The sequence below is a fragment of the Kribbella sp. NPDC056861 genome (assembly GCF_040687575.1).
Taxonomy (GTDB): Bacteria; Actinomycetota; Actinomycetes; order Propionibacteriales; family Kribbellaceae; genus Kribbella.
This window is the reverse complement of record NZ_JBFBNQ010000008.1, coordinates 114961-130678: the sequence shown is the minus strand read 5'-3', so window position 1 is coordinate 130678 and position 15718 is coordinate 114961. Positions and strand designations below refer to the sequence as shown.

General features: G+C 68.3%; 17 protein-coding genes. 10 read left to right on the top strand and 7 right to left on the bottom strand.

Annotated elements, in window-relative coordinates; genetic code table 11:
• The first annotated feature begins 12 nt into the window (after positions 1 to 12).
• On the top strand, positions 13 to 936 hold the full coding sequence (locus AB0P21_RS34990; protein WP_363702583.1) for an FAD-dependent oxidoreductase: 924 nt from the start codon (positions 13 to 15) through the stop codon (positions 934 to 936).
• Here the strand turns inward: AB0P21_RS34990 and AB0P21_RS34985 are convergent.
• Positions 924 to 2741, bottom strand: a complete 1818-nt coding sequence (locus AB0P21_RS34985; protein ID WP_363702581.1) for an ABC transporter ATP-binding protein — start codon at positions 2739 to 2741, stop codon at positions 924 to 926. The two genes, AB0P21_RS34990 and AB0P21_RS34985, sit on opposite strands and share 13 nt — an antisense overlap.
• Positions 2742 to 2823: 82 nt before the next feature.
• Between AB0P21_RS34985 and AB0P21_RS34980 the strand changes: the two genes are divergently transcribed.
• The gene (locus AB0P21_RS34980; protein ID WP_363702579.1) at positions 2824 to 3240 is read left to right on the top strand and encodes a MarR family transcriptional regulator; all 417 of its coding nucleotides are present in this window, start codon (positions 2824 to 2826) and stop codon (positions 3238 to 3240) included.
• Here AB0P21_RS34980 and AB0P21_RS34975 read toward each other — a convergent pair.
• The gene (locus tag AB0P21_RS34975; protein WP_363702577.1) at positions 3237 to 4769 is read right to left on the bottom strand and encodes a PLP-dependent aminotransferase family protein; all 1533 of its coding nucleotides are present in this window, start codon (positions 4767 to 4769) and stop codon (positions 3237 to 3239) included. The two genes, AB0P21_RS34980 and AB0P21_RS34975, sit on opposite strands and share 4 nt — an antisense overlap.
• 47 nt (positions 4770 to 4816) lie before the next feature.
• Between AB0P21_RS34975 and AB0P21_RS34970 the strand changes: the two genes are divergently transcribed.
• Together AB0P21_RS34970 and AB0P21_RS34965 are read left to right on the top strand one after the other, a co-directional pair.
• Positions 4817 to 5281, top strand: a complete 465-nt coding sequence (locus AB0P21_RS34970; protein ID WP_363702575.1) for a carboxymuconolactone decarboxylase family protein — start codon at positions 4817 to 4819, stop codon at positions 5279 to 5281.
• Positions 5282 to 5286: 5 nt separating this feature from the next.
• Positions 5287 to 6045 carry an isocitrate lyase/phosphoenolpyruvate mutase family protein gene (locus AB0P21_RS34965; protein WP_363702573.1) on the top strand — a complete coding sequence of 253 codons (759 nt, stop codon included), beginning with the start codon at positions 5287 to 5289 and terminating at the stop codon, positions 6043 to 6045.
• On the opposite strand, the gene AB0P21_RS34960 is transcribed toward AB0P21_RS34965, so the two are convergent.
• The gene (locus AB0P21_RS34960) at positions 5978 to 6856 is read right to left on the bottom strand and encodes an alpha/beta fold hydrolase (RefSeq protein ID WP_363702571.1); all 879 of its coding nucleotides are present in this window, start codon (positions 6854 to 6856) and stop codon (positions 5978 to 5980) included. The genes AB0P21_RS34965 and AB0P21_RS34960 overlap by 68 nt on opposite strands.
• A 50-nt stretch (positions 6857 to 6906) precedes the next feature.
• Here AB0P21_RS34960 and AB0P21_RS34955 point away from each other — a divergent pair, with 50 nt between their 5' ends.
• Positions 6907 to 7584: a cyclase family protein gene (locus AB0P21_RS34955; RefSeq protein WP_363702569.1), complete on the top strand. Its 678-nt coding sequence runs from the start codon at positions 6907 to 6909 to the stop codon at positions 7582 to 7584.
• On the opposite strand, the gene AB0P21_RS34950 is transcribed toward AB0P21_RS34955, so the two are convergent.
• Positions 7554 to 9464 carry a hypothetical protein gene (locus AB0P21_RS34950; protein ID WP_363702567.1) on the bottom strand — a complete coding sequence of 637 codons (1911 nt, stop codon included), beginning with the start codon at positions 9462 to 9464 and terminating at the stop codon, positions 7554 to 7556. The genes AB0P21_RS34955 and AB0P21_RS34950 overlap by 31 nt on opposite strands.
• 83 nt (positions 9465 to 9547) lie before the next feature.
• Here AB0P21_RS34950 and AB0P21_RS34945 point away from each other — a divergent pair, with 83 nt between their 5' ends.
• Positions 9548 to 10033, top strand: a complete 486-nt coding sequence (locus tag AB0P21_RS34945; protein WP_363702565.1) for a pyridoxamine 5'-phosphate oxidase family protein — start codon at positions 9548 to 9550, stop codon at positions 10031 to 10033.
• On the opposite strand, the gene AB0P21_RS34940 is transcribed toward AB0P21_RS34945, so the two are convergent.
• Positions 10030 to 12009, bottom strand: a complete 1980-nt coding sequence (locus AB0P21_RS34940; protein WP_363702563.1) for a protein meaA — start codon at positions 12007 to 12009, stop codon at positions 10030 to 10032. The genes AB0P21_RS34945 and AB0P21_RS34940 overlap by 4 nt on opposite strands.
• 118 nt (positions 12010 to 12127) lie before the next feature.
• Between AB0P21_RS34940 and AB0P21_RS34935 the strand changes: the two genes are divergently transcribed.
• Positions 12128 to 12460, top strand: a complete 333-nt coding sequence (locus AB0P21_RS34935) for a hypothetical protein (RefSeq protein ID WP_363702561.1) — start codon at positions 12128 to 12130, stop codon at positions 12458 to 12460.
• Between the two features lie 98 nt (positions 12461 to 12558).
• Here the strand turns inward: AB0P21_RS34935 and AB0P21_RS34930 are convergent, their stop codons facing one another.
• Complete coding sequence (locus AB0P21_RS34930; RefSeq protein WP_363702559.1) at positions 12559 to 12867, bottom strand: STAS domain-containing protein; 309 nt, start codon at positions 12865 to 12867, stop codon at positions 12559 to 12561.
• Positions 12868 to 13157: 290 nt separating this feature from the next.
• Between AB0P21_RS34930 and AB0P21_RS34925 the strand changes: the two genes are divergently transcribed.
• The 3 genes from AB0P21_RS34925 to AB0P21_RS34915 all read left to right on the top strand — a co-directional run bounded on the left by AB0P21_RS34925 (position 13158) and on the right by AB0P21_RS34915 (position 15460).
• Complete coding sequence (locus AB0P21_RS34925) at positions 13158 to 13502, top strand: hypothetical protein (protein ID WP_363702557.1); 345 nt, start codon at positions 13158 to 13160, stop codon at positions 13500 to 13502.
• Between the two features lie 175 nt (positions 13503 to 13677).
• A complete protein-coding gene (locus AB0P21_RS34920; RefSeq protein ID WP_363702555.1) occupies positions 13678 to 14322 on the top strand; it encodes an RNA polymerase sigma factor in 645 nt (214 codons plus the stop codon).
• Between the two features lies 1 nt (position 14323).
• Positions 14324 to 15460: a CU044_5270 family protein gene (locus AB0P21_RS34915; protein ID WP_363702553.1), complete on the top strand. Its 1137-nt coding sequence runs from the start codon at positions 14324 to 14326 to the stop codon at positions 15458 to 15460.
• Here AB0P21_RS34915 and AB0P21_RS34910 read toward each other — a convergent pair.
• Entirely contained in the window at positions 15457 to 15645 is a 189-nt protein-coding gene (locus AB0P21_RS34910; RefSeq protein ID WP_363702551.1) for a hypothetical protein, read from the bottom strand. The genes AB0P21_RS34915 and AB0P21_RS34910 overlap by 4 nt on opposite strands.
• Positions 15646 to 15718 lie beyond the last annotated feature (73 nt).

Below are 15718 nucleotides of genomic sequence, written 5' to 3'. Positions count from 1 at the left end.
CACAATGCGTGAATGCGCGTCATCGTGGTCGGAGCTGGAGTGATCGGGCTCAGTTGTGCTGTCAGGTTGGCCGAGTCGGGGTACGACGTGGCGGTGTTCGCGAGGGATCTGCCATTGGAGACGACCTCGGCGGTGGCGGCCGCGATCTGGTATCCGTTCCTGTCGGCGGGTGATCGGGTCGCGGGGTGGGCGCGGTCGTCGTACGACGAGTTCGTGAAGCTGGCCGGGTCGGAGCCGTCGGTGCAACTGCGGCACGGCAAGGAGTATCTGCGGGAGCCGTTGGCTGATCCGGTCTGGGCGGATGTGCTGCCTGATCTGGAGCGGATCGGTTCGCCGCTGCCGGGGTTCCGGGACGGCTGGGCGTTCACGACGCCGGTGGTGGAGATGCCGAGCTACCTGCAGTACTTGGTGAAACGGCTCGAGACAGCCGGCGGGACACTCAACCGGGCGGCGTTGTCGGCGCTGCCGAACACGGCCGACATCGTGGTGAACTGTGCTGGCATCGGTGCCAGGCTGACGGCGGCCGACTCGACCGTGACGCCGATTCGCGGGCAGGTGTTCACTGTCGAGCAGTTCGGGCTGACCGAGTGGATGATGGCCGACACCAGCGCCGAAGAGCTTTGTTACGTCGTACCGCGTTCGCAGGACATCGTGGTGGGCGGCACCGGCCAGCCGGGCAACTGGGATCTCAAGGCCGACGAGAAGACCGCCGCGGAGATCCTCGAGCGCGCGATCACGCTGGTTCCCCAACTGCGTAAGGCGAAAGTGCTCAAGCACCGGGTCGGGCTGCGACCGGCGAGGCCGACCGTGCGCTGCGAGAGCGTGCGGACCGGAGACCGTCAGGTCATCCACTGCTATGGCCACGGCGGTTCCGGCGTCACGTTGTCCTGGGGCTGCGCGGACGAAGTACTGGCGCTGGTCAATCAGGCTGCTTGAGCCGCGCCGGCCAGGCGGGCGTAGCGGCCGTTGCTGTCGAGCAGGCTGGCGTGGGTTCCGGACTCGATCACCCGACCGTGGTCGATCACGGCGAGCTGGTCGGCATCCCGCACCGTCGAGAGGCGGTGCGCGATGGTGATCGTCGTACGGCCCTCGGCGAGGCGGTCGAACGCCTGCTGAACCGCGCGCTCGGTCTCGGTGTCCAGCGCACTGGTCGCCTCGTCCAGGACCAGTACTCGGGGGTTGCGCAGCAGCGTGCGGGCGATCGCGATCCGCTGCTTCTCGCCGCCGGAGAAGCGGTGGCCCCGGGACCCGACCATGGTTTCGTAGCCGTCCGGGAGGCCGGCGATCAAGTCGTGCACCTGGGCGGCGCGGGCCGCGTCCTCGATCTCGGCGTCGGTGGCGTCGGGCTTGGCGTAGCGCAGGTTCTCGCGCACCGTCGTGTGCAGCAGGTAGGTCTCCTGGCTGACGACGCCGACCACGGAGGCCAGATCGGCCAGCCGCAGGTCTCGCAGATCGATTCCGTCGATGGTGACGCGTCCGCTGGTCGGGTCGTAGAGCCGCGCGACCAGTGAAGCGAGAGTGCTCTTGCCCGAGCCGGTCTCGCCGACCAGGGCCAGCGTCGTACCGGCCGGGACGTCCAGGCTGATGCCGGCCACCGCGGCGGTTTCGCTGCCCGGGTAGACGAAGGTGACGTCCTCGAAGCGCACATGGCCTTGCAGACGGGACGGATCGAGCTCGACCGGGTCGGCCGGGTCGTTCACGTCGATCGGGAGGTCGAGGTACTCGAAGATCCGCGCGAACAGGGCCAGCGAACTGGTCAGCGCGACGCCGACGTTGAGCAGCCCCATCAGCGGCCGGAACAGCCCGGCCTGCAAGGTGGTGAAGGCGATCAGGGTGCCGATGGACAGCGTTCCGGCCGTCATCGGCAGGCCGGCGCTCAGGTAGATGATCGCCGGGATGGCGGCGAAGATGACGCTCATCGACGCCATCCGCCAGCGACCGGCCAGCTCCGAGCGGAGCTCCAGGTCGATCAGCCGGGTCGACGACTCGGTGAAGCGCTCGATCAGGCTGTCCGAGGTGCCCATGGTCTTGCTGAGCTGTACGCCGCTGATCGACAGGCCTTCCTCGACCGTGACGTTGAGATCGGCCAGTTCACGCTGCCGTTGCGCGGTGATCTCGCGGCGCATCCGGGCGACCTTGCGAGTCAGGTAGATGGACGGCGGCATCACGACGAGCGAGATCAGCGAGAGCTGCCACGACAGCGCGAGCATGGCGACGCTGGTGGCGATCGCGGTGGTCAGGTTGGCGGCGATCGAGGTGGCGGTCGAGGTGACGACCGGCTCCATCCCGCCGATGTCGTTGGTGATCCGCGACTGCACCTCGCCGGTACGGGTCCGGGTGAAGAAGGCGATCGACTGGCGCTGCAGGTGGGCGAAGACGCCGGTGCGCAGGCGGTGCATGATCTGCTGGCCGACCCTGGTGCTGATCCAGGTCTGGACGACGCCCAGGGCCGAGGTGACCGCGGCGACGGCGACCATGCCGATCACCAGCCAGATCAGCAGCTGGAGGTCCTGTTGCGGCAGGGCCGTGTCGATGACGGCGCGCAGCAGAAAGGGGGATGCCATCGCCACCACGGACGAGGCGACGATGATCGCCGTGACGACGGCGAGGGAGAGTTTGTGGGGGGCGAAGAGCCGGCCGATCCGGCCCAGCGACACCTCGCGGGCCTGGGCCTTCTCGGCGGCTGTGGCTGACTTCCGGCCGCCTCCGGGGCGACCTCGTTCCTGGTTTTCGTGATCCAAGGCAAGCACCGTTCTACTGGAAGAATTTGCTGAGGTTACCTCACTATGAGGGTACAACAGGATTGGTTGGTACGGTATTCCCATGGCCGATGACGACGAGGAGACGCTGCCCGAGATGTTCTGGGGGGTGGCTCATCAGCTCCGCCATCTGCGCAAGGAGACGCTGGCGCCGTGGGACATCGCGCCGTCCCAGGCGCGTGCCCTCGGCGTACTGCTCCGGGAGGGTTCGCTGCGGCTCAGCGAGCTCTCCGAGCACCTGCGCATCGCGGCCCGCTCAACCACGGAGGTGGTTGACGCGCTGCAGGATCGAGGGCTGGCCGAGCGGCGCCCCGATCCACAGGACCGGCGGGCGACGCTGGTGGCGCCGACCGGCGAGGGGTCTCGGGTCGGCGAGGCGATTCGCGCCTCTCGTGATGCAGAGGCCGAGGCCTACTTCAGCGTCCTCGACGAGGCGGAGCGGGCTGACCTCGCGGCCATCCTTCGCAAACTCCGGCGCTAGACCGCCAGGACCTGACAGAGCAGGTCGAGAGCGCCGTTGTACGAGTGGTCGGGCGGGGTGCCGTAGCCGACGATCAAGGCTTGCCGGGCCGCTGGGTCCGGGGTGAAGCGATACCTGTCGAGCGAGGCGATCAGCAGGCCCTGGCGTTCGGCGCGGGCGACCATGTCGGCGGCTTCACCCGTTACGTCGAGGAGCACGTGCAGGCCGGCCGAGATGCCGGCGACTGTGACCCCGGGAGCCCTGACTGCGAGTAGCTCGACCAGGTGGTCGCGGCGACGGCGGTAGTGCTGGCGCGTACGGCGTACGTGGCGGTCGTAGTGGCCGGAAGCGATGAACTCCGCTAGGACGAGCTGGTCGAGGGTGGCGGTCAGCAGGTCGGTGGTGCGCTTGACCTCCAGGACCGGCTCCATCAGGTGCTCCGGCAGGACCATCCAGGCGAGCCGCAGGGCGGGGGCCAGGCTTTTGCTCGCAGTACCGGTGTAGACGACGCGCTCGGGGTCTAGGGCTTGCAGCGCACCTACTGGCTGGCGGTCGTAGCGGAACTCGCCGTCGTAGTCGTCCTCGATGAGGATCGCGCCGGTTTCGCGGGCCCACTCGACGGCTTTGGTACGGCGGTCTGGGGCTAGCGGGACGCCCAGTGGCATCTGGTGGGCTGGGGTGAGGAGGGCTGCTTGGCCTGTGAGTTGGTCGGCCTGGACGCCGTGTTCGTCGACCGGCACCGGGGTTGGTTGCAGGCCGCGGGAGCGGATGACGTCCCAGTGCAGGTTGTAGCCGAACTCCTCAACCGACATGGTGGTCGCGCCTTGCTGGCGGAGTACGTCGGTGAGCAGGTTGAGGGCCTGGACGTAGCCGGAGCAGATCAGGATGCGGTCGGGATCAGCCCGTACGCCGCGGGCGCGGGCGAGGTAGTCGGCAAGGTTCTCGCGCAGCTCGATCCGGCCGCGGGGGTCGCCGTAGCCGAAGGCGTCGTTCGGTGCTGCCGGGATCGCTTTTCTTGCTGCTGCCAGCCATTCGCTGCGGGGGAAGGTAGAGACGTCCGGGGAGCCTGGGGTGAGGTCGTACCGGAATTTCCTTGCCTGCGGCAAGGAAATTCCGGGAGAAGAAGAGGAGGCGCGGGCGGGGGCGCTGCCTGCTGTGGGCGCGGCGGAGCCGCGAGATGCTCCGTCGGGCGTGCGGGCGCCACGGTCCCCGGGCGCGGGGACGCCACCGCCCCCGGGCGTGGGGGCGCCGCCGGGTCTGCGAGCCGCGGGGGGCGGCGGGAGCACTCGGTCTGCGACGAGCGTGCCGGACCCCTGCCTCGCCGTCAGCCAGCCTTCGGCTACCAGCTGACCGTAGGCGTCGGCGACGGTGTTGCGGGCGATGCCGAGGTCTTTCGCCAGTGAGCGGGAGGAGGGCAACTGGGTGCCGGCCGGGAGGCGGCCGGAGCGGATCGACTCGTGCAGCGCCTGCACCAGGTCGTTGCGGCCCCGGCTCTGCGCCAGGTCCAGATGCAGGTCGGCACCCGCAGAATTGGCCCCTCGTTCTTCCATAAGATTGGACCATACACCTGGGCCGATCCACGACTAGCGTTCTCCACATGAGCACAAACACAGTTCGCAGAGTCAAGCTCGCCAGCCACGCCCCGGAGTTCTACCAGGCGTTGATCGCGCTGGACGAGGTGTCCGCGCTCGGGATCGACCCGAAGCTGGCGCACCTGGTCCGCATCCGCGCCTCGCAGCTGAACGGCTGCGCCTACTGCCTCGACATGCACGCCCTGGACGCCCGGCACGAGGGTGACACCGAGCAGCGGGTCAACCTGGTCGCCACCTGGCGGGAGGCGCGCAAGTTCTACACCGAGCAGGAGCAGGCGGCGTTCGAGCTGACCGAGGCGATCACGCTGATCAGCGTCGACCACGTCCCGGACGCCGTCTACGAGATCGCCGCGAAGGCGTTCGACCAGAAGGAACTGGCGCAGCTGATCGGCCTGATCATCATGATCAACGCCTGGAACCGGGTCGGCGTCAGCTGCCGCCTCGAGCCCGGCCACTACGACCCGAGCTGACCGCGATGCCGACCCAGGCAGAGGCGTTCCGCGCGCTGCACCACGGCCCCACGCCGCTGATCCTCCCGAACGCGTGGGATCCGGTCAGCGCGCGGGTCATCGCCGAGGCCGGCTACCCGGCGATCGCCACCAGCAGTGGTGCGGTCGCCCGGGTGCTCGGGTACGACGACGGCCAGCTGACCCCGCCGGCAGAGATGTTCGAGGCGGTCGCCAGGATCGTCCGCGCGGTCGACGTACCGGTGACGGCCGACATGGAAGCCGGCTACGGACTCGCGCCGCAGGAGTTCGCCGAGCGATTGCTGGCGACCGGCGCGGTCGGTTGCAATCTCGAGGACTCCATCGACGACAAGCTGGTCGATGTCCAGCAGCACGCCGACCACCTGTGCGCTGTACGGGCTGCTGCCGGGGCTGATCTCGTCATCAACGCCCGCATCGACAACTTCTTCACCGGCGGCACGGTCGAGGACGCGATCACCCGCGGCCGCGCGTACCGCCGGGCCGGCGTCGACTGCGTCTACCCGATCTTCGCGCCGGCAGAGATCTTCCAGACGCTGGCCGACGAGATCGGCGGCCCGATCAACGCGCACGCCAGCCCGGACGGCCCGACCGCGGCCGACCTGATCGCGCTCGGCGCCACCCGGATCTCCTACGGCACCAGCCTGCACGCGTTCGCCACCACCGCGCTGCGGGAGCTGCTCAGAGGCCCAGTAAACGCTGGGCTTCCGCACGACAGGTCGACCAGGCTCGGTCTTGTGGATCGATGAGCTCGAAGTGGCCGACCTTGTCGAGCTCGGTCAGCTTCACCTGATCGCCGGCCTTCTCAGCGGCATCGCGATAACGGCGACTCTGCTCGATCGGCACTTGCCCGTCGCGCTTGCCGTGCACGAGCGCGACCGGCACCTTCAGCGGCAACCTCTCGTACGGCGACGCCAACTGATAGCGCGCCCGATCCTTGGCGGGCGTCGTACCGAGGAAACTGGGGACCGCGTCACCACCGACCTGCTCGTCGTACGCGTTCACCAGATCCAGTACTCCGGCCTGCGACACCGCTCCGGTCAGCGGGACCCGAGGCTTGGCGCCCGGAGCGTCCTGCGGCAGCCCGGCGCGACTCGCGGCCCAAACGGCAAGATGCCCGCCCGCCGAGTGGCCGACGGCAACCACCTTGGTGAGGTCGACACGTGGCTGGTCGGCCAGCTTGTCGATCGCCGCCGCAACGTCCTCGAAGGTCGCGGGCCAACCGCCCCCGTTGCCGACCCGGCGATACTCGATCGCGTACCCGGCGATGCCCTGCTTGACGAGATCCTCGGCCAGCGGCGTCGCGAGTTCCTTGCCGTAGCCGCTCATCCAGAACCCGCCGTGGATCACCACGGCAACCGGCACCTTGCCACTGCCGGGCGGCAGGTAGAGATCCGCGACCTGCGATTCGTCGTCGCCGTACGAGATCGTCACCGGCTCGCTCCCAGGCTGACCCGTCGACCCGCCGGAGCCTTGGCCGCTACAGCTGGACTGGATCACCAGTCCGGCCAGCGAGGCGGCACCAACTCCGGCCAGCAGGATGTTGCGTCGCGTGATCACGAGAGGAGGTTCGGCGCGACCGGCCCGAGGGATGGGTGATGATGGCGGCCATGACTTCCCAGAGGCCCGCGTACGTCGAACTGAGTCACGTGATCCGCGCCGGGATGGTCACCCTTCCGGACCTGCCGGGACCCGAACTCGGCAAGCACCTGACCCGTGAGGCGTCGCGGGAGATCTATGCACCTGGCACCGAGTTCGAGATCGGCCGGATCAGCATGGTGACGAACACCGGGACCTACCTGGACAGCCCGTATCACCGCTATCCCGACGGGCACGACCTGACCGGCTTCAGTCTCGAACGCACCGCTGACTTGCCGACGGTCGTGGTCGCGATTGGTGAGCAACGCGGGATCGACGCGGCGGTGCTGGCTGCTCACGAGGTCGAGGGGAAGGCAGTTCTGCTGCACACGGGCGATGACGCGCGGTTCGGCACTCCGCAGTACGTCGAGAACCCGCACTTCCTGACCCGCGACGGCGCCGAGTGGCTGATCGCCCATGGTGCGGTGCTGGTCGGGATCGATGCCGCCAACATCGACGACATGACCGACGGCACCCGGCCGGCGCACACGCTGCTGCTCGGCGCGGGGATCGCGATCGTCGAACACCTCACCAGCCTGGCACGAGTTCCGTCCAGCGGTGCGCTCTTCACCGCGACCGCGCCGCGGATCGACGGCCTCGGCACCTTCCCGGTCCGCGCCTACGCGAAGCTGCCGAACCTCAGCGCGTAGACGAGGGCCCAGTCCTGGTCGTTGGCCAGCGGGTCGGCGACGTGGGCCGGGCGGCCGTTGACGCAGCTCGGGTAGACGAACGCGCAGGTGGCGGAGCCGTCCTGATGGAAGTTGACCAGGTTGGCCTTGAGGATCGCGTCGCCGGCGGCGGCGAGCCAAGCGTTGTCCGAGCCGAGGTCGCGCGGCCAGGTGAGGTAGACCGCGGCACTGAGAATCGACCAGTAGTGCGGGAAGACGTCACCCCACTGGCGCAGTACGCCGAACCAGTAGCCGTCCCAGTGCCGGATCGGAACGTGGCGCATCCGGACGTCGGGCTGGTCTGCGGCAAAGGCGGTCAGCCAGGGCAGGCGGCGGGTGAGCTCTGCTGGATCAATTGCGTCGGGGGCTTCCTGGCGGGCGGCGATCAGGAGCTCGAGCAGCGGGGCGACCATCGACTGCTCGTAGTTGACCTCGTGGGGCGGGAGGTCGTCGCCGTACTCGAGGAAGGCCTGCGCGTGGTTGGTGAGGTGATCGCGCATCCTCGGCTCCACCTTGGCCAGCTCGCGCAGGATCGGGCCGAGGTCGAAGGCGAGGAAATGGGCGCCGCCGAGTTCGTAGTACCGGTCGATGATGCGGATCGCTGTGCTGGTGTCGCCCTGGCCGAGGAAGAAGCGGGCGAACCAGGGGAAGTTGTAGAGCCGGACGCTGGACTCGTGCAGGCTGTCGTCCTTGATCGTTCCGTCGTCGCCGAGCAGGTGGTCGGTGACGAACTGCTGGTAGCCGGTCAGCGCCTCGTCCAGCTCGGCGCGATCACCCCAGCCCTGGTCTCTGGTTGCCTGTAGCAACAATGCGGTGCCGATCCGCTCGCGGGCGTCGGACCAGTCGCGCCAGGCGCCGGAGAGAACCCGTAGGCCGGTCTCGGTGTCGTAGGGCACGAAGGAGAAGCGGCGGCTGTCCGACTGCTCGATCGGCCGCTGGTGGTCGAGGACGAACCGCACGCGGCGCTCGACGATCTCGCGCAACGGCTCGTGGAACAGGACGTTGATCCGCGACGTGACCTTGCCATCGGTCGCTTCGACGTACTGCGTGCCAGGCTGGTCCGAGGTGATCGTCGCGGGGCCTTGCGCGTGGTCGGCGACCTGGAGGGGGATCTCCTCGCCGACCTCCGCCGCGAGCGTCGTCGCGTCGATCATCGGCCGGCGAGTGGCGTGGAACGCTTCGAGCGTGTCGTGCCAGCCCAGCTGCCACGTCCAGCGGTGCGACTCGCCGGGCTGCAGGACGATCTGCGGCTGACCGCCCATCGCGTGTGGCGCGCGGGCGTGGTCGGTCGGATGGAGGTAGAGGTGGCCGCGGATATTGCTGCCGGTGCCTGCGTCGCGAGACTCCACGGAGTACGCCCACAACTCGCCCTCGGTGAGTTGCAGGCCGAGCCCGGGTCCGCTGCCGTCCATCGGCACTGCCCAGGTCCAGGAGTCGGCGCCGCCGGTCCAGACATGCGCGTGGACAGCGCCGTTGAGGCTTTCGCGGCTCGAGCTGTAGAGGTCGCGGTACGGCGTACTGATCGCGAGTGACCCGATGGTTGTTGCTTCTGCACCGGTGTTCCGTACTTCGTACGTCTCGGTCCAGTGCTCCCCGAACCGGCGGCCGACCCGCAACTCCAGCTCGCCCAGGCGGTAGAGCAGGTCGATCCCGGTCTGCCGCCAGCGGGTGAAGTCGGGCGCGTCGAAGCGGTGGCTGCCGTGGCTGGTGATCACGAAGCCCTTGCCCCAGTAATGCGCCGGGTCGTGCACCACCCCATCATCGAGCAGCATGGCGCGCCCCCTCGGGTGCAGCACCGCCGCGACCGCCCCGTCCTCGCTCAGCTCGACCCGCCCGGCACCGAACGCAAAAGTTTCCCGCATTTCCTCAACCTAGCGATGTAGAGAAGTACTGGGCAGCTTCGTCTCCTGGGTGAAAGCACCCATCGACCGGAAGGATCAGCACCATGAACCAGACCGAGATCGCCGAGATCCTGGCCAAGCCGTACGCGCAGGACCTGCTGAACGGCTCCGAGCCGGCCCGGCTGGCCTACGACGGCCTGGACGGCGACCCGCGAGTGATCCCGATCGGCTTCTGGATGGAGGGCGAGAAGCTGGTGATGGCGACCGTGCCGAAGGCGGCGAAGGTCGCGGCGCTGCGCAGGAACCCGAAGGTCGCGCTCACCATCGACACCGGCGCCTTCCCGCCCAAGGTCCTGCTGCTGCGCGGCGTGACCGAGGTCGAACTGATCCAGGGCATCCCGGAGGGCTACCTGGTCGCGGGCCGCAAGGTGATGACCGAGGAGCAGTACGGCGGCTGGCTCGAAGGCGTGAAAGCGCTCTACGACGAGATGGTCGTCCTCACCGTCACCCTGACCTGGGCCAAGCTCCTCGACTTCGAGACCACCATCCCGAAGGCCGTCGAGGACCTGATCGCGACCAAGCAGGGCTAGAGGTTGTTCGCGCGGCGGATCACGTCGACGACGCTGCCCATCATCCCGGTCAGGTCGTAGTCCTTCGGGGTGTAGACGGCGGCGACGCCGGCCGCCTGGAGGGCTCGGGAATCGGCGTCGGGGACGATGCCGCCGACAACGACCGGTACGTCCTCCAGGCCGGCTTCGCGCAGTCCCTTGACGACCTGCGGGACGAGCTCCATGTGCGAGCCGGACAGGATCGACAGGCCGACACAGTGCACGTCTTCGGCGACCGCGGCGGCGACGATCTGCTCGGGCGTCAGCCGGATGCCCTGGTAGATCACCTCGAAGCCGACATCACGAGCCCGTACCGCGACCTGCTCGGCGCCGTTCGAGTGGCCGTCGAGGCCGGGTTTGCCGACCAGGAAACGCAGCCGGCCGCCTAGTTCCTCCGAGGTCTCGGCGACCTTCACGCGCACAGCGGCGATCGCCTCGCCGCCGCCGGAGACGCCGACCGAACTCGAGACGCCGGTCGGTGCGCGGTACTCACCGAACATCTCCCGCAGTACGCCCGCCCACTCCCCCGTCGTCGCGCCGGCGCGGACGCAGGTGAGGGTGGCCTGCATCAGGTTCTCGGTGCCCTTCGCGGCCTCACGGAGTCGGGAGAGCGCTTCCTCGACCGCCTTCGGGTCCCGCTGCTCGCGCCATTTGGTTAGCGAGGTCAACGCGGCCGCCTCGGCCTGCGGATCCGCCGTCTGGATCGCGGTGTCGAGGTCGGCGGTCAGCGGCGACGGGTCGGTGTTCTCGAACTTGTTGACCCCGACAACGACCTGCTCGCCCGACTCGATCCGCTGCCTGCGCTCGGCGTGCGACGCGACCAGCGCCTGCTTGAGATAGCCGCTCTCGACCGCGACCACCGCACCTCCCATCGCCTGGACGCGATCGATCTCCTCCTGCGCCCCGGCGACGAGCTCGTCCACCTTGGCCTCGATCACGTGTGAGCCGTCGAAGATGTCCTCGTACTCGAGCAGGTCCGACTCGTACGCGAGCACTTGCTGCATCCGGAGCGACCACTGCTGATCCCACGGTCGCGGCAATCCGAGCGCCTCGTTCCAGGCAGGCAGTTGGACGGCGCGGGCGCGGGCATTCTTGGAGAGCGTGACGCCGAGCATCTCCAGCACGATCCGCTGCACGTTGTTCTCGGGCTGCGCCTCGGTGAGGCCGAGCGAGTTCACCTGTACGCCGTACCGGAGCCGACGGGCCTTGGCGTCGGTCACGCCGTACCGGTTGAGACAGATCTCGTCCCACAGGCGCACGAAGGCGCGCATCTTGCAGGTCTCCTCGATGAACCGCACGCCCGCATTGACGAAGAACGAGATGCGTTGAACCACATCGCCGAACCGCTCCGCCGGGACCTGACCGCCGTCACGCACCCGATCCAGTACTGCGATCGCCGTCGAGAGCGCGAACGCCAACTCCTGCACGGGCGTCGCGCCGGCCTCCTGCAGGTGGTAGCTGCAGATGTTGATCGGATTCCACTGCGGGACGTTGGAGACGGTGTAAGCGATCAGATCGGTGCTGAGCCTGAGCGACGCGTCCGGCGGGAAGGCGTAGGTGCCGCGGGACAGGTATTCCTTGACGATGTCGTTCTGGGTGGTGCCGGTGAGCTCGTCCGGCAACGCACCCTGCTCCTGCGCGGCGACCTGGTAGAGCGCGAGCAGCCACATCGCGGTCGCGTTGATCGTCATCGAGGTGTTCATCTGCGCCAGCGGGATCTGGTCGAAGAGCGCTCTGACGTCACCGAGATGCGCCACCGGCACCCCGACCTTGCCGACCTCACCCTTCGCCAGCGGGTGATCAGCGTCGTACCCGGTCTGGGTGGGCAGGTCGAAGGCAACCGACAGCCCGGTCTGCCCCTTGGCCAGATTGCGCCGGAACAACGCATTGGATTCCGCGGCCGAGGAGTGGCCGGCATACGTCCGCATCACCCAGGGGCGGTCCTTCTGGCTGCTCATGTACTCGAGAGTAGGACTCTGTGCTCTTGTGAGTCCTACTCTCGTGACTGGTGTCATAGCGGAGTAGGTCACACCGCCGTGGCTAGGACAGACCAAGGCAGAAACTGGGAGCTGAGAGATGACCACTCCGGATGCTGGAAGCGTCGTCGAGGACCGCTGGATCATCGACAGCAACTTGCGGCCGCTGTGCGAGTCGGTGGCGGAGTTCGTCGGGTACGGGTTCGACGAGTCGGACTGGCAGGCCATCGAGAGCGCCCTGCCTATGACCGATGTCGAACAGGGCGTCTGGTACGACTACCCGCTTGCAGGCCGGGCGTCGGTGACGTTGTTTGTTGCCGCCGACCCGGGGACCTCCGTGATTTTTGTCAGGGTGGTTGGGGTGTCGGACAACCGTACGAAGGCGCAGATCGAGGCAGCGCTGCAGATCTTCGCAAGGTGGGAGTTGGGCTGACGGAGTCGCCGTCTGCCTCGCTGGATCGGCGCGCCACTGACCACCCGCGACGGAGGAGCCGAGGGGTGGATTGGAGCGCCAAGGAGGCGGGCGCGCAGCTAGGCGGAGATCGGGAGTGGGGTCCTCTCCACGTGCAGGATTCGGTGCAGTCGGGTGACCGCGAGGATGCGGATCACCGACGGCAGCGGGTGGCGTAGTACGAGTTGGCGGCCGAGGAGTTGGGTGCGGCGATGGGCTGCCACCAGGAGGCCCAGGCCGGTCGCGTCCAGGGCGTCGAGGGATTCCAGGTCGACGATGACGTCGCCTTCGGAGTTGTCGATCAGGTAGTTGAGTTGCTGTCGTACGTCGCCTACCGACCGGACGTCCAGTAGCCCGGTCAGGTAGATCACGTGGGTCGGTGCGAGCATGTCCGTGCCCTCCGCTCTTCCGGCGGCCCCCGAGAATCGGCCGCGCTTGCAGCGTGTGTTGGTAGAGGGTGTCTGGGGGCTCCGCGCCGTAGCGAGCATGTGCTCGGTGCGGTAGCTCGCCGTGCTGGAGTGAAGGCCTCGATGTTTTTCCATCGTGGCCTTTGCTCCAGTGCGGCGAGATGCCGTGCCGAGTGCAGCGCAGTAGGCGCGGAGTCCCCAGACACCCTCTAAAGACTCCCTGGCGACACGGAAGGTTGCCAAGGGCTCGGGACCTTTCAATCACTGAGACAATGGTGTCCGTGTTCGCTGAGCACTACTTTCTCTTCCCGGTCGTGGCCCTGGTGCTGATCGGGGGCATGGTGCTGCTCACTCGCTGGGCCTTCTCCAAGGCCAAGGGTGGGTCGCTGGTGCGCCGTACTGACTACTCCCCCGCTCAACCGGACAGTTTCGGACTGTTGGTCGAGGTGAAGATGGTCGGCAGCTACAACGAGGCGCGGGTGAAGGTGTCGATGCTGAAGGATTTCGGCATCAAGGCGACCGCGGCCCGGACCAAGACCGGGAACAAGCAGGGCTGGAGCGTCTACGTCTGGCCGGCCGACGAGCAGGCGGCCCGGGGGTTCCTGAAGAGCTCCTGACCCTGCACTGTCATCCGGATCGCTCCCCAGGGCGTCACTGACACGAACTGTCGGTGGGGTCGAGAAGGGTGCCGGGGAGATCGGACAAGTACAGGGTGAGCCGGACGGCAGTACGAGCGCTGCCCCGGGATCCATCGATCCCGGCGAACGTCCGGCCGGCAGCTTGAGGAGTCCGATGACGCCCGACCTCGCCTTGGCGACGCTCGCGTTGCCCGGTCGGCCGGTGGTGTCCAGAGCGGCTGGGGCGGTGATCCCGGACGAAGACGCCCGCACCCTCGAGGCGTCGGCACGCGAACCGGACCGGTTCACGCTGATCTTCGACCGCTACTTCCCGCAGGTGCACTCGTACGTCGCCCGCCGGCTGGGCAGCGACCTGGCCGACGACCTGGCCGCGGAGACGTTCCTGATCGCGTTCCGGCAGCGCGCGAAGTTCGACAGCCGCAGCGGCGTCGTGCGCGCCTGGCTGTACGGGATCGCGACCAATCTGATCCGGCGGCACCGGCGGGACGAAGTACGGGCCTGGCGGGCTGCTGCGAAGTTGCCGCTGCCTGCGCCGTCCGGCGGGCATGAGGAGCGGGTCGCCGCCCAGGTGACGGCTCAGGGCGCGAGTCGCGAACTGGCCGCTGCGCTGGCGAAGGTCTCGGCGAAGGACCGCGAGGTACTGATGCTCGTGGCGCTCGGCGAACTCACGTACGACGAGGTCGCGGCCGCGCTCGGCATTGCCTACGGGACGGTCTGCTCACGCCTGTCCCGGGCCCGCCGGGTGGTCCGCGAACAACTCGGCCACACCGATCCGACCGCCACTCGTGACGAGGTCTGAGATGAACGAGTTCGACAAGATTCGCTCGGCGTTCCCCGAGCAGCCGGGGCCGTCCAGGGAGACGACCGCCGCCGCTCGCCGACAGGTGCAGGCGTTGATCCGTGAGGCGGGGGACAGCCGGCGACGCGATCGCTGGTACGCCGCTGCGAAATCCGGTCGAGTGGGAATCGCGTTGACCGCGACCACCGCCGCGGTGGCGCTCGCTGCACTCGCCACGCCGCTGTTCCTCTCCCCTGGACCTGGGGCCGGTGATGCAGGGCCGGTGCCGAGCACGGTCAGCCCGACGACTCCTCGGCTGGTCACGGTCAGCCAGGCGCTGGTTCAGCTCGCGATGAAGCAGGAGAGCAACGAGAAGGTGTCCGGGAAGTACTTCCGGGTGCGCAACCTGCAGATCCGCGGGCTGTTGCGGGTCGGCTCGCCGAAGTACAGCATCGCGCAGAGGTCGATCACCGAGAGCTGGATGCCGATGCGCCAAGGGGTCGAGTCGTGGTTCGGGTGGGTTGAGCTCGGGGCTCGGCCGGCGACTGCCGCGGACACGGCCAAGTGGCGGGCGCAGGGGGCGCCGACGCAGTGGCCGATGACTGAGACGGATCCGGTGACGATGGCGCCGAGTGAGCCGGTCGTCAACAAGATGACGTTCGATCAGGTGCCGCCGGGCTACTACCTCAGCGGGGTGAAGCCGGTGACCGCCCAGCAGATCCAGGCGCTGCCCACCGATCCCGCGAAGCTCTATGCGGTCCTTGCGGCCTCCGCTGAGCCCGGTCTGACTGCGGACGACGTCAACTATCAGGTCTTCAGTGCGGCTGGACGGCTGCTGTTCGAGATGCCGTCGCCGCCGAAGTTGCGCGGGGCCGCGCTGCGGGTGCTGTCGATGCTGCCGGGGGTTCGGTTGGAGGAGGGCGTCAAGGATCCGATCGGGCGAGTTGGTACGCAGATCAGCCTGGATTGGGCGAAACGCGGTCAGCCTTCCGGCAGCCCGACCAGGGCGTACGACGGGCGCACCAACTACATCGTCGATCCGGGCACCGGGCGGCTGCTGAGTTCGGAGTACGACGGGCTCAAGCAGGGCGCGAGTGTGGTGCTCGAGTCGGGGTGGACCGATGAGAAGCCGGCGCCGCCTTCGCGCGCTGTTCGCTAGTGCTCCTGGCGGCTCGCGGCAGGGGGGCTTCGGGCCGCCAGGGCCTCGTTGGTGATCTCCAGGCCGGGGAAGCGGCGGCGCATGGCGGCCTCGTAGCGGTCGGCGTGCGCCGCCTCGCCGATGTAGTCGCCGATCTGGTGCGGACCGAACCACAGCCGGACCCGGCGCCGGGACGAATCTGTCACCCCGGTGAAGCTACAAGCCACATTGATCAGCCGTGTTTCCGCCGGTTACAGCCAGAAGTCCGCTGCCTGGCTC

Excerpts from the sequence above, each read along its gene's own strand:
- AB0P21_RS34990 (WP_363702583.1), top strand. The coding sequence starts at position 13 with ATGCGCGTCATCGTGGTCGGAGCTGGAGTGATCGGGCTCAGTTGTGCT.
- AB0P21_RS34980 (WP_363702579.1), top strand. The coding sequence starts at position 2,824 with ATGGCCGATGACGACGAGGAGACGCTGCCCGAGATGTTCTGGGGGGTG.
- AB0P21_RS34975 (WP_363702577.1), bottom strand. The coding sequence starts at position 4,769 with ATGGAAGAACGAGGGGCCAATTCTGCGGGTGCCGACCTGCATCTGGAC.
- AB0P21_RS34970 (WP_363702575.1), top strand. The coding sequence starts at position 4,817 with ATGAGCACAAACACAGTTCGCAGAGTCAAGCTCGCCAGCCACGCCCCG.
- AB0P21_RS34965 (WP_363702573.1), top strand. The coding sequence starts at position 5,287 with ATGCCGACCCAGGCAGAGGCGTTCCGCGCGCTGCACCACGGCCCCACG.
- AB0P21_RS34955 (WP_363702569.1), top strand. The coding sequence starts at position 6,907 with ATGACTTCCCAGAGGCCCGCGTACGTCGAACTGAGTCACGTGATCCGC.
- AB0P21_RS34950 (WP_363702567.1), bottom strand. The coding sequence starts at position 9,464 with ATGCGGGAAACTTTTGCGTTCGGTGCCGGGCGGGTCGAGCTGAGCGAG.
- AB0P21_RS34945 (WP_363702565.1), top strand. The coding sequence starts at position 9,548 with ATGAACCAGACCGAGATCGCCGAGATCCTGGCCAAGCCGTACGCGCAG.
- AB0P21_RS34940 (WP_363702563.1), bottom strand. The coding sequence starts at position 12,009 with ATGAGCAGCCAGAAGGACCGCCCCTGGGTGATGCGGACGTATGCCGGC.
- AB0P21_RS34935 (WP_363702561.1), top strand. The coding sequence starts at position 12,128 with ATGACCACTCCGGATGCTGGAAGCGTCGTCGAGGACCGCTGGATCATC.
- AB0P21_RS34930 (WP_363702559.1), bottom strand. The coding sequence starts at position 12,867 with ATGCTCGCACCGACCCACGTGATCTACCTGACCGGGCTACTGGACGTC.
- AB0P21_RS34925 (WP_363702557.1), top strand. The coding sequence starts at position 13,158 with ATGGTGTCCGTGTTCGCTGAGCACTACTTTCTCTTCCCGGTCGTGGCC.
- AB0P21_RS34920 (WP_363702555.1), top strand. The coding sequence starts at position 13,678 with ATGACGCCCGACCTCGCCTTGGCGACGCTCGCGTTGCCCGGTCGGCCG.
- AB0P21_RS34915 (WP_363702553.1), top strand. The coding sequence starts at position 14,324 with ATGAACGAGTTCGACAAGATTCGCTCGGCGTTCCCCGAGCAGCCGGGG.